Source organism: Pseudomonas sp. 9_2_1 (genome assembly GCF_059295275.1).
In genome coordinates this window covers 5,886,008-5,904,087 of sequence record NZ_CM181239.1, presented here as the reverse complement: position 1 = coordinate 5,904,087, position 18,080 = coordinate 5,886,008, and the positions used below count along the sequence as shown (strand labels likewise).

The following is an 18,080-nucleotide window of genomic DNA, read 5'->3' as shown; positions in this document are numbered from 1 at the left end:
TCAAAGCAGAAAATGTGGTCCGATCATCGGCGGATTCGCGAACAGAGCATAGCCCCGGGAAGGAGATTCCATGTCACTCAGCGAAAAACAGAAGATGCTTACAGGCCAGCTCTATCATGCTGGTTGCCCTGAGCTGCAGGCCGAGCAGATCGCCAACAAACATTGGATGCACCGCTACAACAGCAGCGTGGAACTGCTCAACGACGCACGCCATGGGCTATTGCTGGAGCACTTTGGCCAGGTTGGCGAAGGCACGGTGATCCGCCCGCCGTTCTATTGCGACTACGGCTACAACATCAGCGTTGGCCGCAATACCTTCATGAACTTCAACTGCGTGATTCTCGACGTGATGCCGGTGCGTATCGGTGACGACTGCCAGATCGGCCCGAATGTGCAGATCTACACCGCCGACCACCCGCTGGACGCTGACCTGCGGCGCAGCGGGCTGGAAAGCGGGCGGGCGGTGACCATTGGCAACAACGTGTGGATCGGCGGCGCGGCGATCATCCTGCCGGGGGTGACCATTGGCGACAACGCAGTGGTGGGTGCTGGCAGTGTGGTGACCCGGGATGTGCCGGCGGGGGTGACGGTTGTGGGTAACCCGGCGCGGGTGCGTGGTTGACGCTACGGTAAAATTCCTCCCTCGGCCTGACGCTGTAGATATCTATCGGGTACTCGCTATCTACCAGGGGCAGTAACACCCTATGGCCAAGGTATTGCTGGCCTGCACGGGCCGGCCCTCTAGCAAGGCCTTGATGATGGGCTCCACGAAGCTGTTGCTGGCGTTGCACACGGCGCCCTCGCTGTAGGGGCCGAAGTAGGCGAGGTTGCCTTGCCGGTCCCAGATGGCCACTGCCGGGGAGGCGGGCAGGTGTTCGCTGCCCGGCAGGCTGGCAAGCGGCTTCAGCGCAGTGAGGTTGGCGGGTAGCTGGCCGTGGCTACCGGGCTTTTGCAGCACATGGAAGCTCACACCCAGGTCGCCGAACTGGCTGACCAGGTCGCCCAGGTGTTGCTGGTTGCCGACGTTGCAGGGGCAGGCCGGGTCCCAGAAGTGCACCACACGGACCGGCCCTGGGCCGGCCAGCTCTGCGGGCAGCTGCAACTGACTGCCCTCGAACAGCGTGGCCTGGTTGTCGAACGGGCGCAGGTAGCGGGCCTGGAAGCTGGTGTAGGCTTGCCACAGCAGGGCGGCGCAGAGCAGCAGGGTAACGGTGATCAGGGCGGGTTTTACAAGGCGGGTCTGCATGGATATCCGCGGGTAATTTTGTGGTGGGCTCACTGGTCCTGTCGCCGGCAAGCCAGCTCCCACAGGTTACCAACAGGCCTGAAACCCGGTGATATCCCTGTGGGAGCTGGCTTGCCGGCGACAGGATCCGTACAGGTGACACATAGCCCAAGCTTGCCATGACGCGGGCCAGAGCTGAATATCCCAGATCAATACTTGCTTCACTGTGGATGTACCCTATGCCCACCGCCTTTGACCCTGACCACCTGCGCACCAGCCTGGCGCCGTTGACTGCCCGTCAGCCGCTGTCGGCGCAAGCCCGGGACTACCAGCGTTTCTATGGCCTGGACATGCCGGCGCAAAGTTGGCTGGGCGGCTTTCAGGCGGCGGGCTTCGATGTGGTCGGGCAGGCCTGGCTACCCGACCAGCCGAGCGCGACGCTGTTCCTGTTGCACGGCTACTACGACCACATGGGCCTCTATAGGCACGTGATCGAGTGGGCGTTGCAGCAGGGTTACGCAGTCATCAGCTGCGACTTGCCCGGTCATGGCCTGTCCAGCGGCGAGCGCGCCAGCATCAGTGATTTCGCGGTGTACCAGCAAGTGCTGGATGCCTTGTTCGAACAGGCGCGCACGCTACCACTGCCGCGCCCCTGGCACTTGTGTGGGCAGAGCACCGGTGGCGCCATCGCCGTTGACCACCTGCTGACCCAGGGCGCCCGCAGCCCCATCGATGGCCAGGTAATCCTGCTGGCCCCGCTGGTGCGGCCTTGTTCCTGGCGCTGGTCGAAGTTCAGTTACCGGGTGCTGCGGCACTTCGTCAATGGCATTGAACGGCGCTTCAGCGCAAACACCAATGACCCGGCCTTCCTGGCGTTCCTCGAGGCCGACCCGCTGCAACCGCGCCGCCTGCCAACCGCCTGGGTGGGCGCACTGATTGCCTGGGTCAAACGCATCGAAGCCGCGCCGCGCAGTACGCGGCAACCATTGATCGTGCAGGGGGAGGCCGACGCTACGGTGGACTGGGCCTATAACCTCGAAGTGCTCAAGGCCAAGTTCGCCGAACCGCAGATCCTGATGCTGCCTGAGGCCCGTCATCACCTGGCCAACGAGCTGCCGGGCATTCGCCAGCGCTATTTCGACTTCATCGACCAGCGCCTGGGCTGATCACTTCAGGTCGTTGGCGTTCTGGCCAACCGCCAGGCCTGCACGCACAGCGGCCAGGGCGGCCTGGTAGTAAGCCTTGCCTTCTGGCGACTCGGCAAAGGTGGCGAACTCTTCAAGTTCGGCGTCAGACAAGTCGCGATAGACGTAGAGCAGGGTGTTGTTGAGGTCTTCGCCGATCTGGCCCATCAGGCGTTGTCGCTGGCCGTCGAGCAGGCCCTGGGCCTGGCCGCCGCCGAACAGGCCGGGGATCATCGAACTGAGGCTGTCGGCCGCTACCCCGGCGATAGCCAGGCTGACTTCGGCACCGGCTTCACGGGCCGGCAGGGCCTGGGCCAGATGACCGATGACCAGCAGGCGGTTGTCGCTGGCTTGAATCTTCGGCAAGCCTTTGGCGTTTTTCGCCAGTTCGTCCTTGCGCGTGGCCTTGAGCTCGGCCGCCACCACTTTGCGCCCCAGCGGCGACTGAAAAAAGGCCAGCGCCGGCGCCGGGTTGGGCAGGCTTGTGCGCAGCTTCGCCTGGGCGCGCCGATCCACCGCCTGGGCCTGGAAACGCTGATTGCTGTTGTTGACCAGCGCCTGGTACACGGCGGGGGGCAAACTGTTGCGGTAGCGTTCCTGGGCGGCGCTCAGGGCATCGTTGAAGTGGGCGCGCTGGTCGGGCCAGCCGGCGGCCTTGTACAGTTGATCCAGGTTGTCTGCCCAGACAGGCATGGTGCAGATCATCAGCAGAATCAGGGAAAACAGACGGCGCATTCAGGACTCCTGTCGGCAGATGGCTATTGTCCTTGGCCCGGCGTCGGTTTGTCGAGATATGCGCGTGTTTCTCGGCCAAGTGGCGCTGTGCGCCGGCAGGGCTAATGGATATGATGCGCGCCATGCACATCTCCCCTGAACACCCGATGCTTGCGGCCGTCGTCGACGATCTGGCCACCCATGGCTGGTCCCAGCAGGCACTCTTTCTGCCTGCCGACCTGGTGCGTGCGCTGGCAGCCGAGTGCCGGCGCCGCGATGCCGAAGGCGAACTCAACCCTGCGGGGGTTGGACGCGGGGCTACCCAGGAGGTGCGCGAAGCCATCCGTGGCGACCAGATCCAGTGGATCGACCCTGGGCAGGCCGAGGCTTGCGACGAGTACCTGGCGGCCATGGACCAGTTGCGGCTGGCCATCAACCAGGGCCTGTTCCTGGGCCTGGAAGATTTCGAGTGCCATTTCGCCCTGTATCCACGCGGTGCTTTCTATCGCCGGCATCTGGACCGCTTCCGCGACGATGATCGGCGCATGGTCTCGTCGGTGCTGTATCTCAACGAAGACTGGCAGCCGGATGATGGCGGGCAATTGCGCATGTTTTTGGGCGACGGTGTCGAGCACGATGTGCAGCCGGTGGCGGGTTGCCTGGTGGTGTTCCTGTCCGGCGAAGTGCCCCATGAGGTGCTGCCGGCGGGGCGCGAGCGTTTGTCGTTGACGGGCTGGTTCAGGCGGCGTGGCAATGACCCGTTCTGACGTGCCCAAAGTGCTGGTCAGCGCCTGCCTGCTGGGCCAGCCGGTGCGCTATGACGGCCGCGCCAGCGGCCACCCCGACCTGTTGCAGCAGTGGCAGGCCGCAGGGCGTGTGGTGCCATTGTGCCCGGAAGTAGCCGGAGGTTTACCGACCCCGCGTCCACCGGCGGAGATCCCCGGCGGGCAGGGTGGGCAAGTGCTTGATGGCGACGCACAGGTGATTACGGTGACGGGCGAGGATGTCAGTGCCGAGTTCCTGGCCGGTGCGCAGCTGGCGCTGGCGCTGGTGCGACGGCATGGCATCCGCGTGGCGGTGCTGAAGGCGGGCAGCCCTTCGTGTGGCAACCGGCTGACCTATGACGGCACGTTCAGTGGCGTGAAGGTGCTGGGGGAAGGGGTTACCACGGCGTTGCTGCGGCGGGCAGGGGTGCAGGTGTTCAGTGAGCTGGAACTGGACGAGGCGCAGCGGGCTTTGGGGTAGTCCGGCGCCGGCCCTATCGCCGGCAAGCCAGCTCCCACAGGTACACCACAGTTCTTGAAAGCGGTGATCTTCCTGTGGGAGCTGGCTTGCCGGCGATGAGGGCGGCACAGACAGCTCGAAACTTATTGCCCGGCCGCAGTCTCCTGCACACCCTTGAACCACTTCTGCTCAAGTTCGGCAGTGCGCCCGCTGTCTTTCAGCCGTTGCAGCGCATTGTTCACCGCACTTTCAAACGCCGGGTTGTCCTTCTGGAACGGGATCAACAGCCTGTTAGCGCCAAAGGGCTGGCTGACATCCAGCGAGCCACCCGTGGGCGCATCAGCGGACGGCGTAAGTGCAATGTCGTACTTGCCACTTTCGACGCCGGGCAATACCTCTGCAGCCGACGCTTCGACAAACTCGGCACGCAAGTCCAGCTCCTTGGCGAGATCTTGCCCGAACTCGATGTCGAAACCGGTCAGGCGATCATCTTGCTTGAACGCGTACGGCGAGTTGTCGGCCTGTACGGCTATGCGCAGTTCGCCCCGGTCGGCGATTTCGTCGATCAGCTCCGCCTGGGCCAATGGACTGATCAGTACTGCCAGCAGTACCCCTATGGTCGAACGCATGAATGCCCCTTTTCTTTTAGCAGTTGAATAACTTTCGCCACGGCTTTCTTCCTCGCCGTGATCGAGCGCAGCCTATGACCTTGAAGCCTTGGCGAGGTTTAACCCTAACTGAAATATTTCTCTTTGTGGGCTATGGTGAACTACCGCTGCCGTTCGACATGCTGGTGGCGGTCAATAAGTGAATCACAGGAGAAGTGAATGAACAGCCTATTTTCGCGTGCTGCCGTTGCCGGTCTGCTAATGGGAGCATCGGTGTTCGCCAGTGCCGCGGATGCCCTGAAGAGCCAGGAGCCGCCCAAGGATGCCAAGGTCTTCATCGTTTCCCCCGCCGATGGTGCCACGGTCGACAAGACCTTCACCGTCAAGTTCGGCATCGAAGGCATGGGACTCAAACCAGCCGGTGACCAGACCCCGCACACCGGGCACCACCACTTGCTGGTGGATGTGGACAAAGAACCCGTTGCCGACATGCCCCTGCCGACCAGCCTGATGCCTGAGGCAGGCACCGCGCTGCCGGCGGGGCCGCAGGTTTTGCATTTCGGCAAGGCACAGACCGAAACCAGCATTACCCTGACCCCGGGCAAGCACACGCTGCAGCTGGTACTGGGTGACCAGTATCACGTACCGTTCAAGCCAAGTGTCGAGTCGCAGAAAGTGACTGTCGAAGTGAAATGAAAAAAGGGAGGCCACAAGGGCCTCCCTTTTTCATACCGCCCGCAAACTTAGAACAGGACGCGGGAACGGATGGTGCCCTTGACCTGTTGCAGCTTCTCTTGCGCCAGGTCGGAGTACTCGGCGTCAACGTCGATCACCACGTAACCCACTTTCTCGTTGGTCTGCAGGAACTGACCGGAGATGTTGATACCGTTTTCGGCGAACACCTTGTTGATCTCGCTGAGCACGCCCGGGATGTTTTCGTGGATGTGCAGCAGGCGGTGTTTGCCTGGGTGCGCCGGCAGGGCAACTTCCGGGAAGTTGACCGAAGATACCGAGGTACCGTTGTCGCTGTACTTGACCAGCTTCTCGGCAACTTCCAGGCCGATGTTGGCCTGGGCTTCGGCAGTGGAGCCACCGATGTGCGGGGTCAGGATCACGTTGTCCAGGCCACGCAGCGGGCTTTCGAACTCTTCGTCGTTGGAGCGCGGCTCGACCGGGAACACGTCGATGGCGGCGCCGATCAGGTGCTTGTCCTTGATCGCGGCGGCCAGGTGGTCCAGCTCGACCACGGTGCCACGGGCGGCGTTGATCAGGATCGAGCCCTTTTTCATCGCGCGGATTTCTTTCTCGCCAATCATCCACTGGGTGGATGGCAGCTCAGGCACGTGCAGCGAGACAATGTCGGCCATGCCCAGCAGCTCGTTCAGGCTGGTGACCTGTACGGCGTTGCCCAGCGGCAGTTTGGTCAGCGGGTCGTAGAAGTACACCTGCATGCCCAGGTTTTCGGCCAGTACCGACAGCTGGGTGCCGATCGAGCCGTAGCCGACGATGCCCAGCTTCTTGCCACGAATCTCGAACGAGTTGGCCGCGCTCTTGATCCAGCCGCCACGGTGGCAGGAGGCGTTTTTCTCAGGGATGCCGCGCAGCAGCAGAATGGCTTCGGCCAGTACCAGTTCGGCGACCGAACGGGTGTTGGAGTACGGCGCGTTGAACACGGCGATACCGCGCTGGCGGGCAGCTTCCAGGTCGACCTGGTTGGTGCCGATGCAGAAGCAGCCGACGGCGACCAGTTTCTTGGCGCAGTCGAAGATCTCTTCGGTCAGCTGGGTGCGCGAACGAATGCCGATGAAGTGGGCATCGGCGATCTTTTCCTTCAGCTCGGCTTCCGGCAACGAACCAGTGAGGTATTCGATGTTGGTGTAGCCGGCGGCCTTGAGGGTATCGACCGCGTTCTGGTGCACACCTTCAAGAAGAAGGAACCGGATCTTGCTCTTGTCGAGAGAAGTCTTGCTCATCTGCGTAAACCTGTATCCCGGAGATAAAAATGGCGAGGGTGATGCCAGGCGCCACGGCAGCCTTAGCATGAACAGCGGGAGGGCTATGCTAGCATACGCGACACAATCTGAGCCTATCCCGACAGGTGAAGAGTGCTCAGGGTGACTATGAATAAGTCGAGAGTTCCAGCGATGACCCACCCCGCTGTTATTGATGAACTGATGACCCTTGTCGACCCTGGCAAGGTCCTGACTGACGCGGCTTCGCTTGAAGCGTATGGCAAGGACTGGACCAAGCATTTCCCGCCGGCACCCAGTGCAATCGTGCTGCCGAAGACGATAGAACAGGTGCAGGCGATCGTGCGCTGGGCCAATGCGAACAAGGTGGCGCTGGTGCCCTCTGGCGGGCGCACCGGGCTTTCCGCCGGGGCGGTGGCGGCCAATGGCGAAGTGGTGGTGGCCTTCGACTACATGAACCAGATTCTCGGCTTCAACAACTTCGACCGCACCGTGATCTGCCAGCCAGGGGTGATCACCCGCCAGCTCCAAGCCTTTGCTGAAGAGCAGGGCCTTTATTACCCGGTAGACTTCGCTTCCAGCAGCTCCAGCCAGATTGGCGGCAACATTGGCACCAATGCCGGTGGTATCAAGGTGATTCGCTACGGCATGACCCGCAACTGGGTGGCCGGCCTGAAAGTGGTCACCGGCAAGGGTGAGCTGCTGGAACTCAACAAAGACCTGATCAAGAACGCCACCGGCTATGACCTGCGTCAGCTGTTCATTGGGGCCGAAGGCACCCTGGGCTTTGTGGTGGAGGCCACCATGCGCCTGGACCGTACACCGCGCAATCTCACCGCTATGGTGCTGGGTACGCCGGACTTCGACTCGATCATGCCGGTGCTGCACGCCTTCCAGGGCAAGTTGGACCTTACGGCTTTCGAGTTCTTTTCCGACAAAGGCCTGGCCAAGATCATGGGGCGGGGCGATGTGCCGGCGCCGTTCGAGACCGCTTGCCCGTTCTATGCGCTGCTGGAGTTCGAGGCCAGTACCGAAGAGGTTGCCAACCAGGCCTTGGCCACCTTCGAGCACTGCGTGGAGCAGGGCTGGGTGCTGGACGGGGTGATGAGCCAGAGCGAAACCCAGCTGAAAAACCTGTGGAAGTTGCGCGAATACCTGTCTGAAACCATCTCGCACTGGACCCCGTACAAGAACGACATTTCTGTCACGGTCTCGAAAGTGCCGGCGTTCCTGCGTGATATCGACGCCATTGTCGCCGAGCACTACCCGGATTACGAAGTGGTGTGGTACGGCCACATCGGCGATGGCAACCTGCACCTGAACATTCTCAAGCCCGAGCACATGGGCAAGGACGAGTTCTTCGCCTCGTGCGCCAAGGTCAACAAATGGGTGTTCGAGATCGTCCAGCGCTACAACGGTTCGATTTCCGCCGAGCATGGCGTGGGCATGACCAAGCGCGACTACCTGGGCTACAGCCGCTCGGCCGAAGAAATCGCCTGCATGAAGGCAATAAAGGCCGTGTTCGACCCTAACGGCATCATGAATCCGGGTAAGATCTTCGCACCTGAATAAAAAGCAGTATCCACAGGAGTCGGCCAATGAGTTACCAGCACCAGTACGTAGACGGCACACGCATTCACTTCCCGCTGGGCAAGGTGGTGTGCATCGGCCGTAACTATGCCGAGCATGCCAAGGAACTGGACAACCCGATCCCCAGCGAGCCACTGCTGTTCATCAAGCCGGGCAGCTGCGTGGTGCCGGCCGAAGGTGGTTTCAAGATCCCGGCCGAGCGCGGTTCCGTGCACTATGAGGCCGAAATTGCCGTGCTGCTGGGCAAACCGCTTTCCACCCACCCGACCGAAGAGGAGGTGCTGGACGCGATTTCCGGTTATGCCCCGGCACTGGACCTGACCTTGCGTGACGTGCAGGCCAAGCTGAAAGAGAAAGGCCTGCCCTGGGAGCTGGCCAAATGCTTCGATGGCGCCTGCGTGCTGCCGCCGTTCGTGTCTGCCGCCAGTTTCGAGGATGTGACCGACATCCCGGTACGCCTGACCGTCAATGGCGAAGTGCGCCAGGACGGCAACAGCGCAATGATGCTCAACCCGATCGTGCCGATGATCCAGTACATGGCGGCGCATTTCTCGCTGCAGGCGGGGGATGTGATCCTTACCGGTACGCCGGCGGGCGTGGGGCCGTTCAATGTCGGTGATGAGCTGGTGCTGGAGCTGCCGGGTGTGAGCCGCTTCGAAAGCCGGGTGCTCTGATTCCAGACCGGGTTGGCTTCTTCGCGGGCACGCCCGCTCCACAGGGCTCTCCACAGGCCTGTGACATTCCTGTGGGAGCGGGTTTACCCGCGAAGAGGCCGGTCCTGTTTACCGATTTTTCACACCTTATGCGGATAATGCGCGGACCTCCGCCCATTCTCCCAGGACCTCCGCATGCCATCACCTTCCAGCGCCCCGGCAACCTCCAAGCGCCGTTTCTACCTGCGCTGGCCCTTCGGCCTGGCCGTGGCAGCGGTGATCGGCTATGGCGTGTCAGTGGCCATGCACTGGGATGACCGCGGCGCACTGTGGCTCAAGGAAAGCCTGGAAACCACCGCCGAGCGCAGCGAAAGCGTGTGGCTGCCGGACTACCAGGTCGACATCGACGCCAAACCGCTGCCGGGCATGGATGATGACGAAGCTTCGGACGTGGCCTTCAACCCGCGTACAGGTACCCTGTTCGCGGTCATGGGCAAGAACCCCATCCTTGTCGAGCTGAGCCTGGACGGCGATGTACTGCGCAAGATCCCGCTCAACGGCTGGAACAACCCGGAAGGCGTCGCCGTGCTGGAAGACGACTACCTGGCGATCACCGACGAGCGCCTGCATGACCTGACGGTGGTCAAGGTCGATGCCCGGACCACGGTGTTGAACCACGCCGACTTCCAGAGCCACGACCTGGGCCCGTCGGTGAAGAGCAACAAGGGCTTCGAAGCAGTGGCCTGGGACCCGCTGCGCCAGCGCCTGGTCATCGGCGAAGAGCGCCCACCCAAGCTGTACACCTGGAACACCGATGGCCGCAGCCCGCTCATGGGTGAAAAGCAGCCACTGCCCAGTGACGAGCTCGACCTGCGCAACCTGTCCGCCCTGGGCGTGGACCCGCGCACCGGCCACCTGCTGGTATTGTCCGCCGATTCCAACATGCTGCTGGAGCTGGACGAGCAGGGCCAGCAGGTCAGCTTCATGACTTTGCTCGGTGGTTTCAATGGCCTGCAGGACACCATTCCGCGTGCCGAAGGGGTGACCATGGACGACAAAGGCAACCTCTACATGGTCAGCGAGCCGGCACTGTTTTATCGCTTCAAGAAGCACTGACAGCATCTTCAGGCTTTTCTGACGCTGGCATTAAGCTATGTTTCAGCCATTAATGGTTAGATTCGCCACCCTTGTGCCGAGTCTGCCTTATGCGCCGTTTTGTTCGCCTGTTCCTTGTTGTGGCCGTTATCGGCGTGTTCCTGCTTGGCTGGGCCGGGCAGGAGTTTCGCTTGTTCGAGCGCGGCTGGTTCAACCTGAAGGCGTGGTGGCAGCCCGCCGAGCAGAGCATCGGCCTTGACCGCTACCGGGTAGTGGTAGAGGCGCAGCCGGTCGACGGCTTGGATGACGACCTTTCGGCGCTGACCTACGACCCCGACCGCAAGACCCTGTTCACTGTCACCAATGCCCGCTCGGAGCTGATCGAGCTGTCGCTTGAAGGCCGCATTCTGCGCCGGGTGCCGCTGACCGGCTTTGGTGACCCGGAAGCCGTGGAGTACATCGGGCCCAACAGTTATGTGATCACCGACGAGCGCCAGCAGCGGCTGATTCGCGTGCGCCTGGAGGACGACACGATGTTCCTCGACGCCGGTGACGCCGAACAGCTGACCTTGGGCATTGGCCTGAACGGCAACAAGGGCTTCGAGGGCCTGGCCTACGATTCGGCAGGCAAGCGCCTGTTCGTGGCCAAGGAACGTGACCCGATGCTGATCTATGAGGTGCATGGGTTTCCTCATGAAAACCCGGAGAAGCCCTACGCAGTGCATGTGGTGCAGGACCACAAACGCGATTCGCGGTTGTTCGTGCGCGACCTGTCGAGTCTGCAGTTCGATGAGCGCAGCGGGCACCTGCTGGCGTTGTCGGATGAGTCGCGGCTGGTGCTGGAGCTGGATGTGCAAGGCAGGCCGCTGAGTACCCTGTCGTTGCGCAAGGGTTTTCAGGGTTTGCAGGCGACGGTGCCGCAGGCGGAGGGGATTGCGATGGATGAGGCGGGGACCATCTATCTGGTCAGTGAGCCGAACCTGTTCTATGTGTTCAAGCAGTCGCCAAATTAAGCTGTTGGGGCCGCGTTGCGGCCCATTCGCAGCACAAGGCTGCTCCTACAAGGACCGCATCAGATCCAGTGCCTGCGGCCTTCTGTAGGAGAAGCCTTGTGCTGCGAATCGAGGGCAAAGCCCTCGCCGGGGACTACTCGACCTTCAGGGTCTTGACGCCTTCGCCGGTACCCAGCAGCAGTACATCTGCCGGCCGCGCCGCGAACAGGCCGTTGGTCACCACGCCAACGATGGCGTTGATCTGCGCTTCCAGTTCCACCGGGTTGGTGATCTGCAGGTTGTACACATCGAGGATGACGTTGCCGTTGTCGGTCAATACCCCTTCACGATACACCGGGTCGCCGCCCAGCTTGACCAGTTGACGTGCCACGTGGCTGCGCGCCATCGGGATCACTTCGACCGGCAGCGGGAAGGCGCCCAGAACCGGTACCAGCTTGCTGCCGTCGGCGATGCAGATGAAGGTTCTGGCCACGGCCGCGACGATCTTCTCGCGGGTGAGGGCTGCGCCGCCGCCCTTGATCAGGTTCAGGTGCGCGTCGCTCTCGTCGGCGCCGTCCACATAGAACTCCAGCTCGCTGACGCTGTTCAGCTCGTAGACCGGGATGCCATGGCCCTTCAGGCGCTGGGCAGTGGCCTCGGAACTGGCCACTGCGCCGTCGAAAGCGGTCTTGTGCTGAGCCAGGGCGTCGATGAAGAAGTTGGCGGTCGAACCGGTACCGACGCCGACAACGCTCTTGTCATCCAGCTTGGGCAGAATGAAGTCGACAGCGGCCTGGGCGACGGCCTGTTTGAGTTGGTCCTGGGTCATGCGGGCTCCGGGAGGGGCAGGGGCGGTTTCAAAGTTGCCTAGTATAACGGCTCGCACGGCTTTGCTGTGGTCGCCCGACGTAGCGCTGGGGTAGACTCCCAGCCCTTGTCCCGCGGCCCAGTGATGCTTTCCCGATGCTCGAACAGTACGTCAAGAAGATCCTCACCTCGCGCGTCTATGACGTTGCCGTCGAAACCCCGCTGCACAGCGCCGGGCAGCTGAGCAAGCGCCTGGGCAACCAGATTCTGCTCAAGCGCGAAGACTTGCAGCCGGTGTTCTCGTTCAAGATTCGCGGGGCCTACAACAAGCTGGCGCAACTGACGGCGGAAGAACTGGCCCGTGGCGTGGTCACCGCTTCGGCCGGCAACCACGCCCAGGGCCTGGCCCTGGCCGCGCGCGAGATGGGCATCAAGGCCACCATCGTGATGCCAAAGACCACCCCGGAGATCAAGATCGAAGGCGTGCGCTCGCGCGGTGGCAAGGTGGTGCTGCATGGCGACTCCTTCCCCGAGGCGCTGGCTTATTCGCTGAAGCTGGTGGATGAAAAGGGCTTTGTCTACATCCACCCCTACGACGACCCGCACACCATCGCCGGGCAGGGCACCGTGGCCATGGAAATCCTGCGTCAGCACCCTGGCCGGCTGGACGCGATTTTCGTCCCGGTGGGCGGTGGCGGCCTGATCGCCGGCATTGCGGCCTACGTGAAGTACCTGCGCCCGGAAATAAAGGTGATCGGCGTCGAACCGGACGATTCCAACTGCCTGCAGGCGGCCATGGCGGCCGGTGAGCGCGTGGTATTGCCGCAGGTAGGGCTGTTCGCCGACGGCGTGGCGGTGGCGCAGATCGGGCAGCACACCTTTGATATCTGCCGCCAGTATGTGGATGACGTGGTCACGGTCAGCACCGATGAGATCTGTGCAGCAATCAAGGATATCTACGACGATACCCGCTCGATCACCGAGCCTGCTGGCGCCTTGGGTGTGGCGGGCATCAAGCGCTACGTCGAGCTGTACGGTGTGACCGGGCAGACCTTGGTGGCCATCGATTCCGGTGCCAACGTCAATTTCGACCGCCTGCGGCATGTGGCCGAGCGCGCCGAACTGGGTGAAAAGCGCGAAGCGATCATCGCCGTCACCATTCCGGAGCGCCCTGGCAGCTTCAAGGCCTTCTGCGAAGCCATCGGCAAGCGCCAGATCACCGAGTTCAACTACCGCAAGCACACCTCTGACGAAGCCCACATCTTCGTCGGCATTCAGACTCATCCGGAAAACGATCCCCGTGCAGCCCTGGTGCAGCAATTGACCGAGCAGGGGTTCCCGGTTACCGACCTGACCGATAACGAGCTGGCCAAGCTGCATATTCGCCATATGGTGGGTGGGCATTCGGCCGGGGCCAGTGACGAGATGGTGCTGCGCTTCGAATTCCCCGAGCGGCCAGGCGCGCTGTTCAACTTCCTCAACAAGCTGGGCGGGCGCTGGAATATTTCGATGTTCCACTATCGCAACCACGGTGCGGCGGACGGGCGCGTGGTGGCGGGGTTGCAGGTGCCGGAGGAAGAGCGCCACCTGGTGCCGGCGGCGCTGGCCAAGATCGGTTACCCGTACTGGGATGAGACCGAGAACCCGGCGTACAAGCTCTTCCTTGGTTGAGCAGCTAAGCTGGGGCTGATGGCCCTATCGCCGGCAAGCCAGCTCCCACAGGTACTGCGCAGGCAGCAGGCCTTGTGATATCCCTGTGGGAGCGGGCAAGCCCGCGAAGTCGCCACCGCTAAATGGCCTGCTCAAGGACAACAGAAGCATGGAACACCTGACCACCCTGAAAACCCTGCATATCATCGCCACTGCAGTGCTGCTGCTGGGCGCCCTGGGCCTGGCGATCTGGACCGTGCGCGCCCGCCGTCATGGCGATACCGAGGCCTACGCCAAGCTGCTGCGCCGGCCTCTGGTGTTTGTCTGGCTGGTGATGGGCCTGTGCCTGGCAAGCATGCCGTTCACCGGCTGGTGGCTGGTACACCTGGTGGGCTGGCCGCTGGGGCAGACCTGGGTGCTGGCCTCCAGTGTCATCTACACCGTGGGCGCGTTTGCCGTCTGGTGGCTGCTGGTGCGGCTGAACCGGTTGCGCAAGGCTGAAGTTGTGGGGTTGCGGCTTACCTTGGCGCTGGCGGTGTTCAGCGGGGTCTGTTTCTTGTCCATCGCCGGGTTGATGGGCGCCAAGCCAGTCTGACAGTTCAGGGTTGCCTGTGCCGGCCCTTTCGCGGGTCAACCCGCTCCCACGGGGACTGCACAATGCCTGAGGGCAGCGCGATACCTGTGGGAGCGGGTTTACCCGCGAAGAGGCCAGCCCAGGAAAACTTCAATCGCGCAACGAAACCACCGGCCACCCACGCTTCCCGGCCTCGGCCCGCAACAGCGGGTCCGGGTCCACCGCCACCGCATGCGTCACCCGCTGCAGCAACGGCAAATCATTCATCGAGTCGCTATAGAAGTAGCTGTCCTCAAGATCAAAGCCGTTCTCCAGCATCCAGCGCTCCAGCCGCGTCACCTTGCCTTCACGAAAACACGGTATATCGGTACTACGCCCGGTATAGCGGCCGTCGCGCATCTCGCATTCGGTCGCCAGCAGCACGCGAACTCCAAGGCGGCGGGCGATCGGTGCGGTGACGAAGCGGTTGGTGGCGGTGATGATCAGCAGCTGGTCGCCAGCCTCACGGTGCTGCTGCAGCAAGGCCAGGGCCTTGGGCAGGATGATCGGCTCGATGCAGTCGCGCATGAAGTCGCGGTGCCATTCGTCGAGCCGGGACGCAGGCGTTGCCGCCAGGACTTCCATGGAAAAGGCCAGGTAGGCCGGCAGGTCCAGGGTGCCGTCGAGGTAGTCCTGGTAGAAACCATCGTTGCGTTGCTTGTAGGCAACCGGGTCGAGGATGCCACGCTGGCAAAGGTAGTCACCCCAGGCATGGTCGCTGTCGCCACCGAGGAGGGTATTGTCCAGGTCGAATAAAGCCAGGCGCATCGCGGTCACTCGCATCAGCCACAAGGTAGGCCCGCAGAATACGGAGTTTTCACGCTGCTGCACATAAGCTTGGCGGGCGCGTTGCTGCGCTCGCAGGCTTTGTGGAACAATGCGGTGACATGCGTTTGCGAGGTTGCTGCCGTGATCGACCCGGATGGTTTTCGCCCCAATGTCGGGATCATTCTCACGAATGATGCCGGGCAGGTGCTATGGGCTCGACGGATCAACCAGGATGCCTGGCAATTTCCCCAGGGTGGTATCAACCCTGACGAGACGCCGGAAGACGCCCTGTACCGTGAGCTGAACGAAGAAGTTGGCCTTGAACGCGATGATGTGGAAATTCTTGCCTGCACCCGCGGCTGGTTGCGTTATCGTTTACCCCAGCGCCTGGTCCGTACCCACAGCCAGCCGCTGTGCATCGGCCAGAAGCAGAAGTGGTTTCTGCTGCGTCTGGTCAGCAATGAACAACGGGTGCGGATGGACCTGACCGGCAAGCCGGAATTCGACGGCTGGCGCTGGGTCAGCTATTGGTATCCGTTGGGCCAGGTTGTGACATTCAAGCGCGAGGTGTATCGACGCGCACTGAAAGAGCTAGCACCGCGTCTGCTGACGCGCGACTGACGACGGAGTTCGACCCCGAGCCATGCTCAATACGCTGCGCAAGATCGTCCAGGAAGTAAACTCCGCCAAAGATCTCAAGTCGGCGTTGGGGATCATTGTCTTGCGCGTCAAGGAGGCCATGGGCAGTCAGGTCTGCTCGGTCTACCTGCTCGACCCGGAAACCAACCGCTTCGTGCTGATGGCCAGCGAAGGCCTGAACAAGCGTTCCATCGGCAAGGTCAGCATGGCCCCCAACGAGGGCCTGGTCGGCCTGGTCGGTACCCGCGAAGAGCCGCTGAACCTGGAAAACGCCGCCGACCACCCGCGTTATCGCTACTTTGCCGAAACCGGCGAAGAAAAATTCGCCTCCTTCCTGGGGGCGCCGATCATCCACCACCGCCGAGTGGTCGGGGTATTGGTTATCCAGCAAAAGGAGCGCCGCCAGTTCGACGAGGGCGAAGAAGCCTTCCTGGTCACCATGAGCGCCCAGCTCGCCGGGGTTATCGCCCACGCCGAAGCCACCGGTTCGATCCGTGGCCTGGGCCGCCAGGGCAAGGGTATTCAGGAAGCGCGCTTCGTCGGTGTGCCGGGCTCGCCAGGCGCCGCTGTGGGGCGTGCGGTGGTGATGCTGCCGCCGGCCGACCTGGAGGTGGTGCCGGACAAGGCCGTCGATGACATCGACGCCGAACTGAAGCTGTTCCAGAACGCCCTCGAAGGCGTGCGCGACGACATGCGCAAGCTGTCGGCCAAGCTGGCCACCCAGCTGCGCCCGGAAGAGCGCGCGTTGTTCGACGTGTACCTGATGATGCTTGAAGACGCAGCCCTGGGCGGCGAGGTGACCGAGGTCATCAAGACCGGCCAATGGGCCCAGGGCGCCCTGCGCCAGGTGGTCGGCGAGCACGTCAACCGCTTCGAACTGATGGACGATGACTACCTGCGCGAGCGCGCCTCGGACGTCAAGGACCTGGGGCGGCGCCTGCTGGCCTACCTCCAGGAAGCCCGCTCGCAGTCGCTGGTGTACGCCGACAACACCATCCTGGTCAGTGAAGAACTGACCCCGGCAATGCTCGGCGAAGTGCCGGAAGGCAAGCTGGTTGGCCTGGTTTCGGTACTCGGCTCGGGCAACTCCCACGTCGCCATCCTGGCTCGCGCCATGGGCATCCCTACCGTGATGGGCCTGGTCGACCTGCCGTATTCCAAGGTCGATGGCATCGAGCTGATCGTCGATGGCTACAAGGGCGAGGTGTTCACCAACCCCAGCGAAGTGCTGCGCAAGCAGTACAGCGAAGTGGTGGAGGAGGAGCGCCAGCTGGCTCAAGGCCTGGACGCCTTGCGCGAACTGCCATGCGTCACCCCCGACGGCCATCGCATGCCGCTGTGGGTCAACACCGGCCTGCTCGCTGATGTTGCCCGCGCCCAGCAGCGCGGCGCTGAAGGGGTAGGGCTGTACCGCACCGAAGTGCCGTTCATGATCCAGCAGCGCTTCCCCAGCGAGAAGGAGCAGCTGGCGATCTACCGTGAGCAACTGGCGTCGTTCCACCCGCTGCCGGTGACCATGCGTACCCTGGACATCGGCGGCGACAAGGCGCTGTCGTACTTCCCGATCAAGGAAGAAAACCCGTTCCTGGGCTGGCGTGGCATCCGCGTCACCCTCGACCACCCGGAAATCTTCCTGGTGCAGACCCGCGCCATGCTCAAGGCCAGCGAGGGCCTGAACAACCTGCGCATCCTGCTGCCGATGATTTCCGGGATTCACGAGCTGGAAGAGGCCCTGCACCTGATCCACCGCGCCTGGGGCGAAGTACGCGACGAGGGCACTGATGTGCCCATGCCGCCAGTGGGCGTGATGGTGGAGATTCCTGCAGCGGTGTACCAGACCAAGGAATTGGCGCGGCAGGTGGACTTCCTGTCGGTAGGGTCCAACGACCTGACCCAGTACCTGCTGGCGGTGGACCGCAACAACCCGCGGGTGGCCGACCTTTACGACTACCTGCACCCGGCGGTGCTGCAGGCACTGAACACGGTGGTGCGCGATGCCCATGGTGAAGGCAAGCCGGTCAGCATCTGTGGCGAAATGGCCGGTGACCCGGCTGCGGCGATCCTGTTGATGGCCATGGGCTTTGACAGCCTGTCGATGAACGCCACCAACCTGCCCAAGGTGAAATGGATGCTGCGCCAGGTGAACATGAGCAAGGCCAAGGAGTTGCTGGCCGACGCCTTGAGCCATGACAACCCGCAAGTTATCCACAGTTCGCTGCAATTGGCCCTGAAGAACCTTGGGCTGGCGCGGATGATCGGGCCTGGGGCCAATAAGACCCTGTGAATGTGATGTTGCCTGTGCTGACCTCTTCGCGGTCAAATCCGCTCCCACAGGGACTACTACAAGC

At 62.6% G+C, this 18,080-nt stretch carries 19 protein-coding genes; 13 read left to right on the top strand and 6 right to left on the bottom strand.

Features of this window, described 5'->3' with window-relative positions:
- The first annotated feature begins 70 nt into the window (after positions 1–70).
- Positions 71–622: a sugar O-acetyltransferase gene (locus tag AC5O5I_RS26760; protein WP_172285314.1), complete on the top strand. Its 552-nt coding sequence runs from the start codon at positions 71–73 to the stop codon at positions 620–622.
- 60 nt (positions 623–682) lie between these two features.
- Here AC5O5I_RS26760 and AC5O5I_RS26755 read toward each other — a convergent pair whose 3' ends face one another.
- Entirely contained in the window at positions 683–1,246 is a 564-nt protein-coding gene (locus tag AC5O5I_RS26755) for a DUF6436 domain-containing protein (RefSeq protein WP_172285315.1), read from the bottom strand.
- Between the two features lie 218 nt (positions 1,247–1,464).
- Here AC5O5I_RS26755 and bipL point away from each other — a divergent pair, with 218 nt between their 5' ends.
- Positions 1,465–2,391: a phospholipase BipL gene (gene bipL / locus AC5O5I_RS26750; RefSeq protein WP_172231778.1), complete on the top strand. Its 927-nt coding sequence runs from the start codon at positions 1,465–1,467 to the stop codon at positions 2,389–2,391.
- On the opposite strand, the gene AC5O5I_RS26745 is transcribed toward bipL, so the two are convergent.
- Positions 2,392–3,144 carry a DUF2059 domain-containing protein gene (locus AC5O5I_RS26745; RefSeq protein WP_172231775.1) on the bottom strand — a complete coding sequence of 251 codons (753 nt, stop codon included), beginning with the start codon at positions 3,142–3,144 and terminating at the stop codon, positions 2,392–2,394.
- Between the two features lie 113 nt (positions 3,145–3,257).
- Between AC5O5I_RS26745 and AC5O5I_RS26740 the strand changes: the two genes are divergently transcribed.
- Both AC5O5I_RS26740 and AC5O5I_RS26735 read left to right on the top strand, forming a co-directional pair.
- The gene (locus AC5O5I_RS26740; RefSeq protein WP_172231787.1) at positions 3,258–3,890 is read left to right on the top strand and encodes a 2OG-Fe(II) oxygenase; all 633 of its coding nucleotides are present in this window, start codon (positions 3,258–3,260) and stop codon (positions 3,888–3,890) included.
- The gene (locus AC5O5I_RS26735) at positions 3,877–4,368 is read left to right on the top strand and encodes a 2-thiouracil desulfurase family protein (RefSeq protein WP_172231772.1); all 492 of its coding nucleotides are present in this window, start codon (positions 3,877–3,879) and stop codon (positions 4,366–4,368) included. The genes AC5O5I_RS26740 and AC5O5I_RS26735 overlap by 14 nt, the downstream gene beginning before the upstream one ends.
- 122 nt (positions 4,369–4,490) lie before the next feature.
- Here AC5O5I_RS26735 and AC5O5I_RS26730 read toward each other — a convergent pair whose 3' ends face one another.
- Positions 4,491–4,976: a transporter substrate-binding domain-containing protein gene (locus AC5O5I_RS26730; protein WP_494511816.1), complete on the bottom strand. Its 486-nt coding sequence runs from the start codon at positions 4,974–4,976 to the stop codon at positions 4,491–4,493.
- Positions 4,977–5,174: 198 nt separating this feature from the next.
- On the opposite strand from AC5O5I_RS26730, the gene AC5O5I_RS26725 reads away from it, so the two are divergent.
- Entirely contained in the window at positions 5,175–5,651 is a 477-nt protein-coding gene (locus AC5O5I_RS26725) for a DUF4399 domain-containing protein (protein WP_172233421.1), read from the top strand.
- A 47-nt stretch (positions 5,652–5,698) separates the two neighbouring features.
- On the opposite strand, the gene serA is transcribed toward AC5O5I_RS26725, so the two are convergent.
- Complete coding sequence (gene serA, locus AC5O5I_RS26720) at positions 5,699–6,928, bottom strand: phosphoglycerate dehydrogenase (RefSeq protein WP_172286931.1); 1,230 nt, start codon at positions 6,926–6,928, stop codon at positions 5,699–5,701.
- A 171-nt stretch (positions 6,929–7,099) separates the two neighbouring features.
- Here serA and AC5O5I_RS26715 point away from each other — a divergent pair, with 171 nt between their 5' ends.
- The 4 genes from AC5O5I_RS26715 to AC5O5I_RS26700 all read left to right on the top strand — a co-directional run bounded on the left by AC5O5I_RS26715 (position 7,100) and on the right by AC5O5I_RS26700 (position 11,276).
- On the top strand, positions 7,100–8,497 hold the full coding sequence (locus AC5O5I_RS26715; RefSeq protein WP_494511815.1) for an FAD-binding oxidoreductase: 1,398 nt from the start codon (positions 7,100–7,102) through the stop codon (positions 8,495–8,497).
- 26 nt (positions 8,498–8,523) lie between these two features.
- A complete protein-coding gene (locus AC5O5I_RS26710) occupies positions 8,524–9,189 on the top strand; it encodes a fumarylacetoacetate hydrolase family protein (RefSeq protein ID WP_172231549.1) in 666 nt (221 codons plus the stop codon).
- 174 nt (positions 9,190–9,363) lie between these two features.
- On the top strand, positions 9,364–10,284 hold the full coding sequence (locus tag AC5O5I_RS26705) for an SdiA-regulated domain-containing protein (RefSeq protein ID WP_172286933.1): 921 nt from the start codon (positions 9,364–9,366) through the stop codon (positions 10,282–10,284).
- 89 nt (positions 10,285–10,373) lie between these two features.
- The gene (locus tag AC5O5I_RS26700; RefSeq protein WP_172229480.1) at positions 10,374–11,276 is read left to right on the top strand and encodes an SdiA-regulated domain-containing protein; all 903 of its coding nucleotides are present in this window, start codon (positions 10,374–10,376) and stop codon (positions 11,274–11,276) included.
- Between the two features lie 133 nt (positions 11,277–11,409).
- Here AC5O5I_RS26700 and rpiA read toward each other — a convergent pair whose 3' ends face one another.
- Positions 11,410–12,084 (bottom strand): ribose-5-phosphate isomerase RpiA, encoded by a 675-nt coding sequence (gene rpiA / locus AC5O5I_RS26695; RefSeq protein WP_172229478.1) that lies wholly within the window; start codon positions 12,082–12,084, stop codon positions 11,410–11,412.
- 134 nt (positions 12,085–12,218) lie between these two features.
- Here rpiA and ilvA point away from each other — a divergent pair, with 134 nt between their 5' ends.
- Together ilvA and AC5O5I_RS26685 are read left to right on the top strand one after the other, a co-directional pair.
- The gene (gene ilvA, locus AC5O5I_RS26690) at positions 12,219–13,733 is read left to right on the top strand and encodes a threonine ammonia-lyase, biosynthetic (protein WP_172229476.1); all 1,515 of its coding nucleotides are present in this window, start codon (positions 12,219–12,221) and stop codon (positions 13,731–13,733) included.
- Between the two features lie 148 nt (positions 13,734–13,881).
- The gene (locus AC5O5I_RS26685; RefSeq protein ID WP_172229474.1) at positions 13,882–14,307 is read left to right on the top strand and encodes a DUF2269 domain-containing protein; all 426 of its coding nucleotides are present in this window, start codon (positions 13,882–13,884) and stop codon (positions 14,305–14,307) included.
- Positions 14,308–14,436: 129 nt separating this feature from the next.
- Here the strand turns inward: AC5O5I_RS26685 and AC5O5I_RS26680 are convergent, their stop codons facing one another.
- Complete coding sequence (locus AC5O5I_RS26680) at positions 14,437–15,093, bottom strand: histidinol-phosphatase (protein WP_172229472.1); 657 nt, start codon at positions 15,091–15,093, stop codon at positions 14,437–14,439.
- A gap of 141 nt (positions 15,094–15,234) precedes the next feature.
- On the opposite strand from AC5O5I_RS26680, the gene AC5O5I_RS26675 reads away from it, so the two are divergent.
- Positions 15,235–15,714, top strand: coding sequence for an RNA pyrophosphohydrolase (locus AC5O5I_RS26675; protein ID WP_003249017.1), 480 nt, complete (start codon positions 15,235–15,237; stop codon positions 15,712–15,714).
- Positions 15,715–15,736: 22 nt separating this feature from the next.
- Positions 15,737–18,016, top strand: coding sequence for a phosphoenolpyruvate--protein phosphotransferase (gene ptsP / locus AC5O5I_RS26670; RefSeq protein WP_172229469.1), 2,280 nt, complete (start codon positions 15,737–15,739; stop codon positions 18,014–18,016).
- The last annotated feature ends 64 nt before the right edge of the window (positions 18,017–18,080 follow it).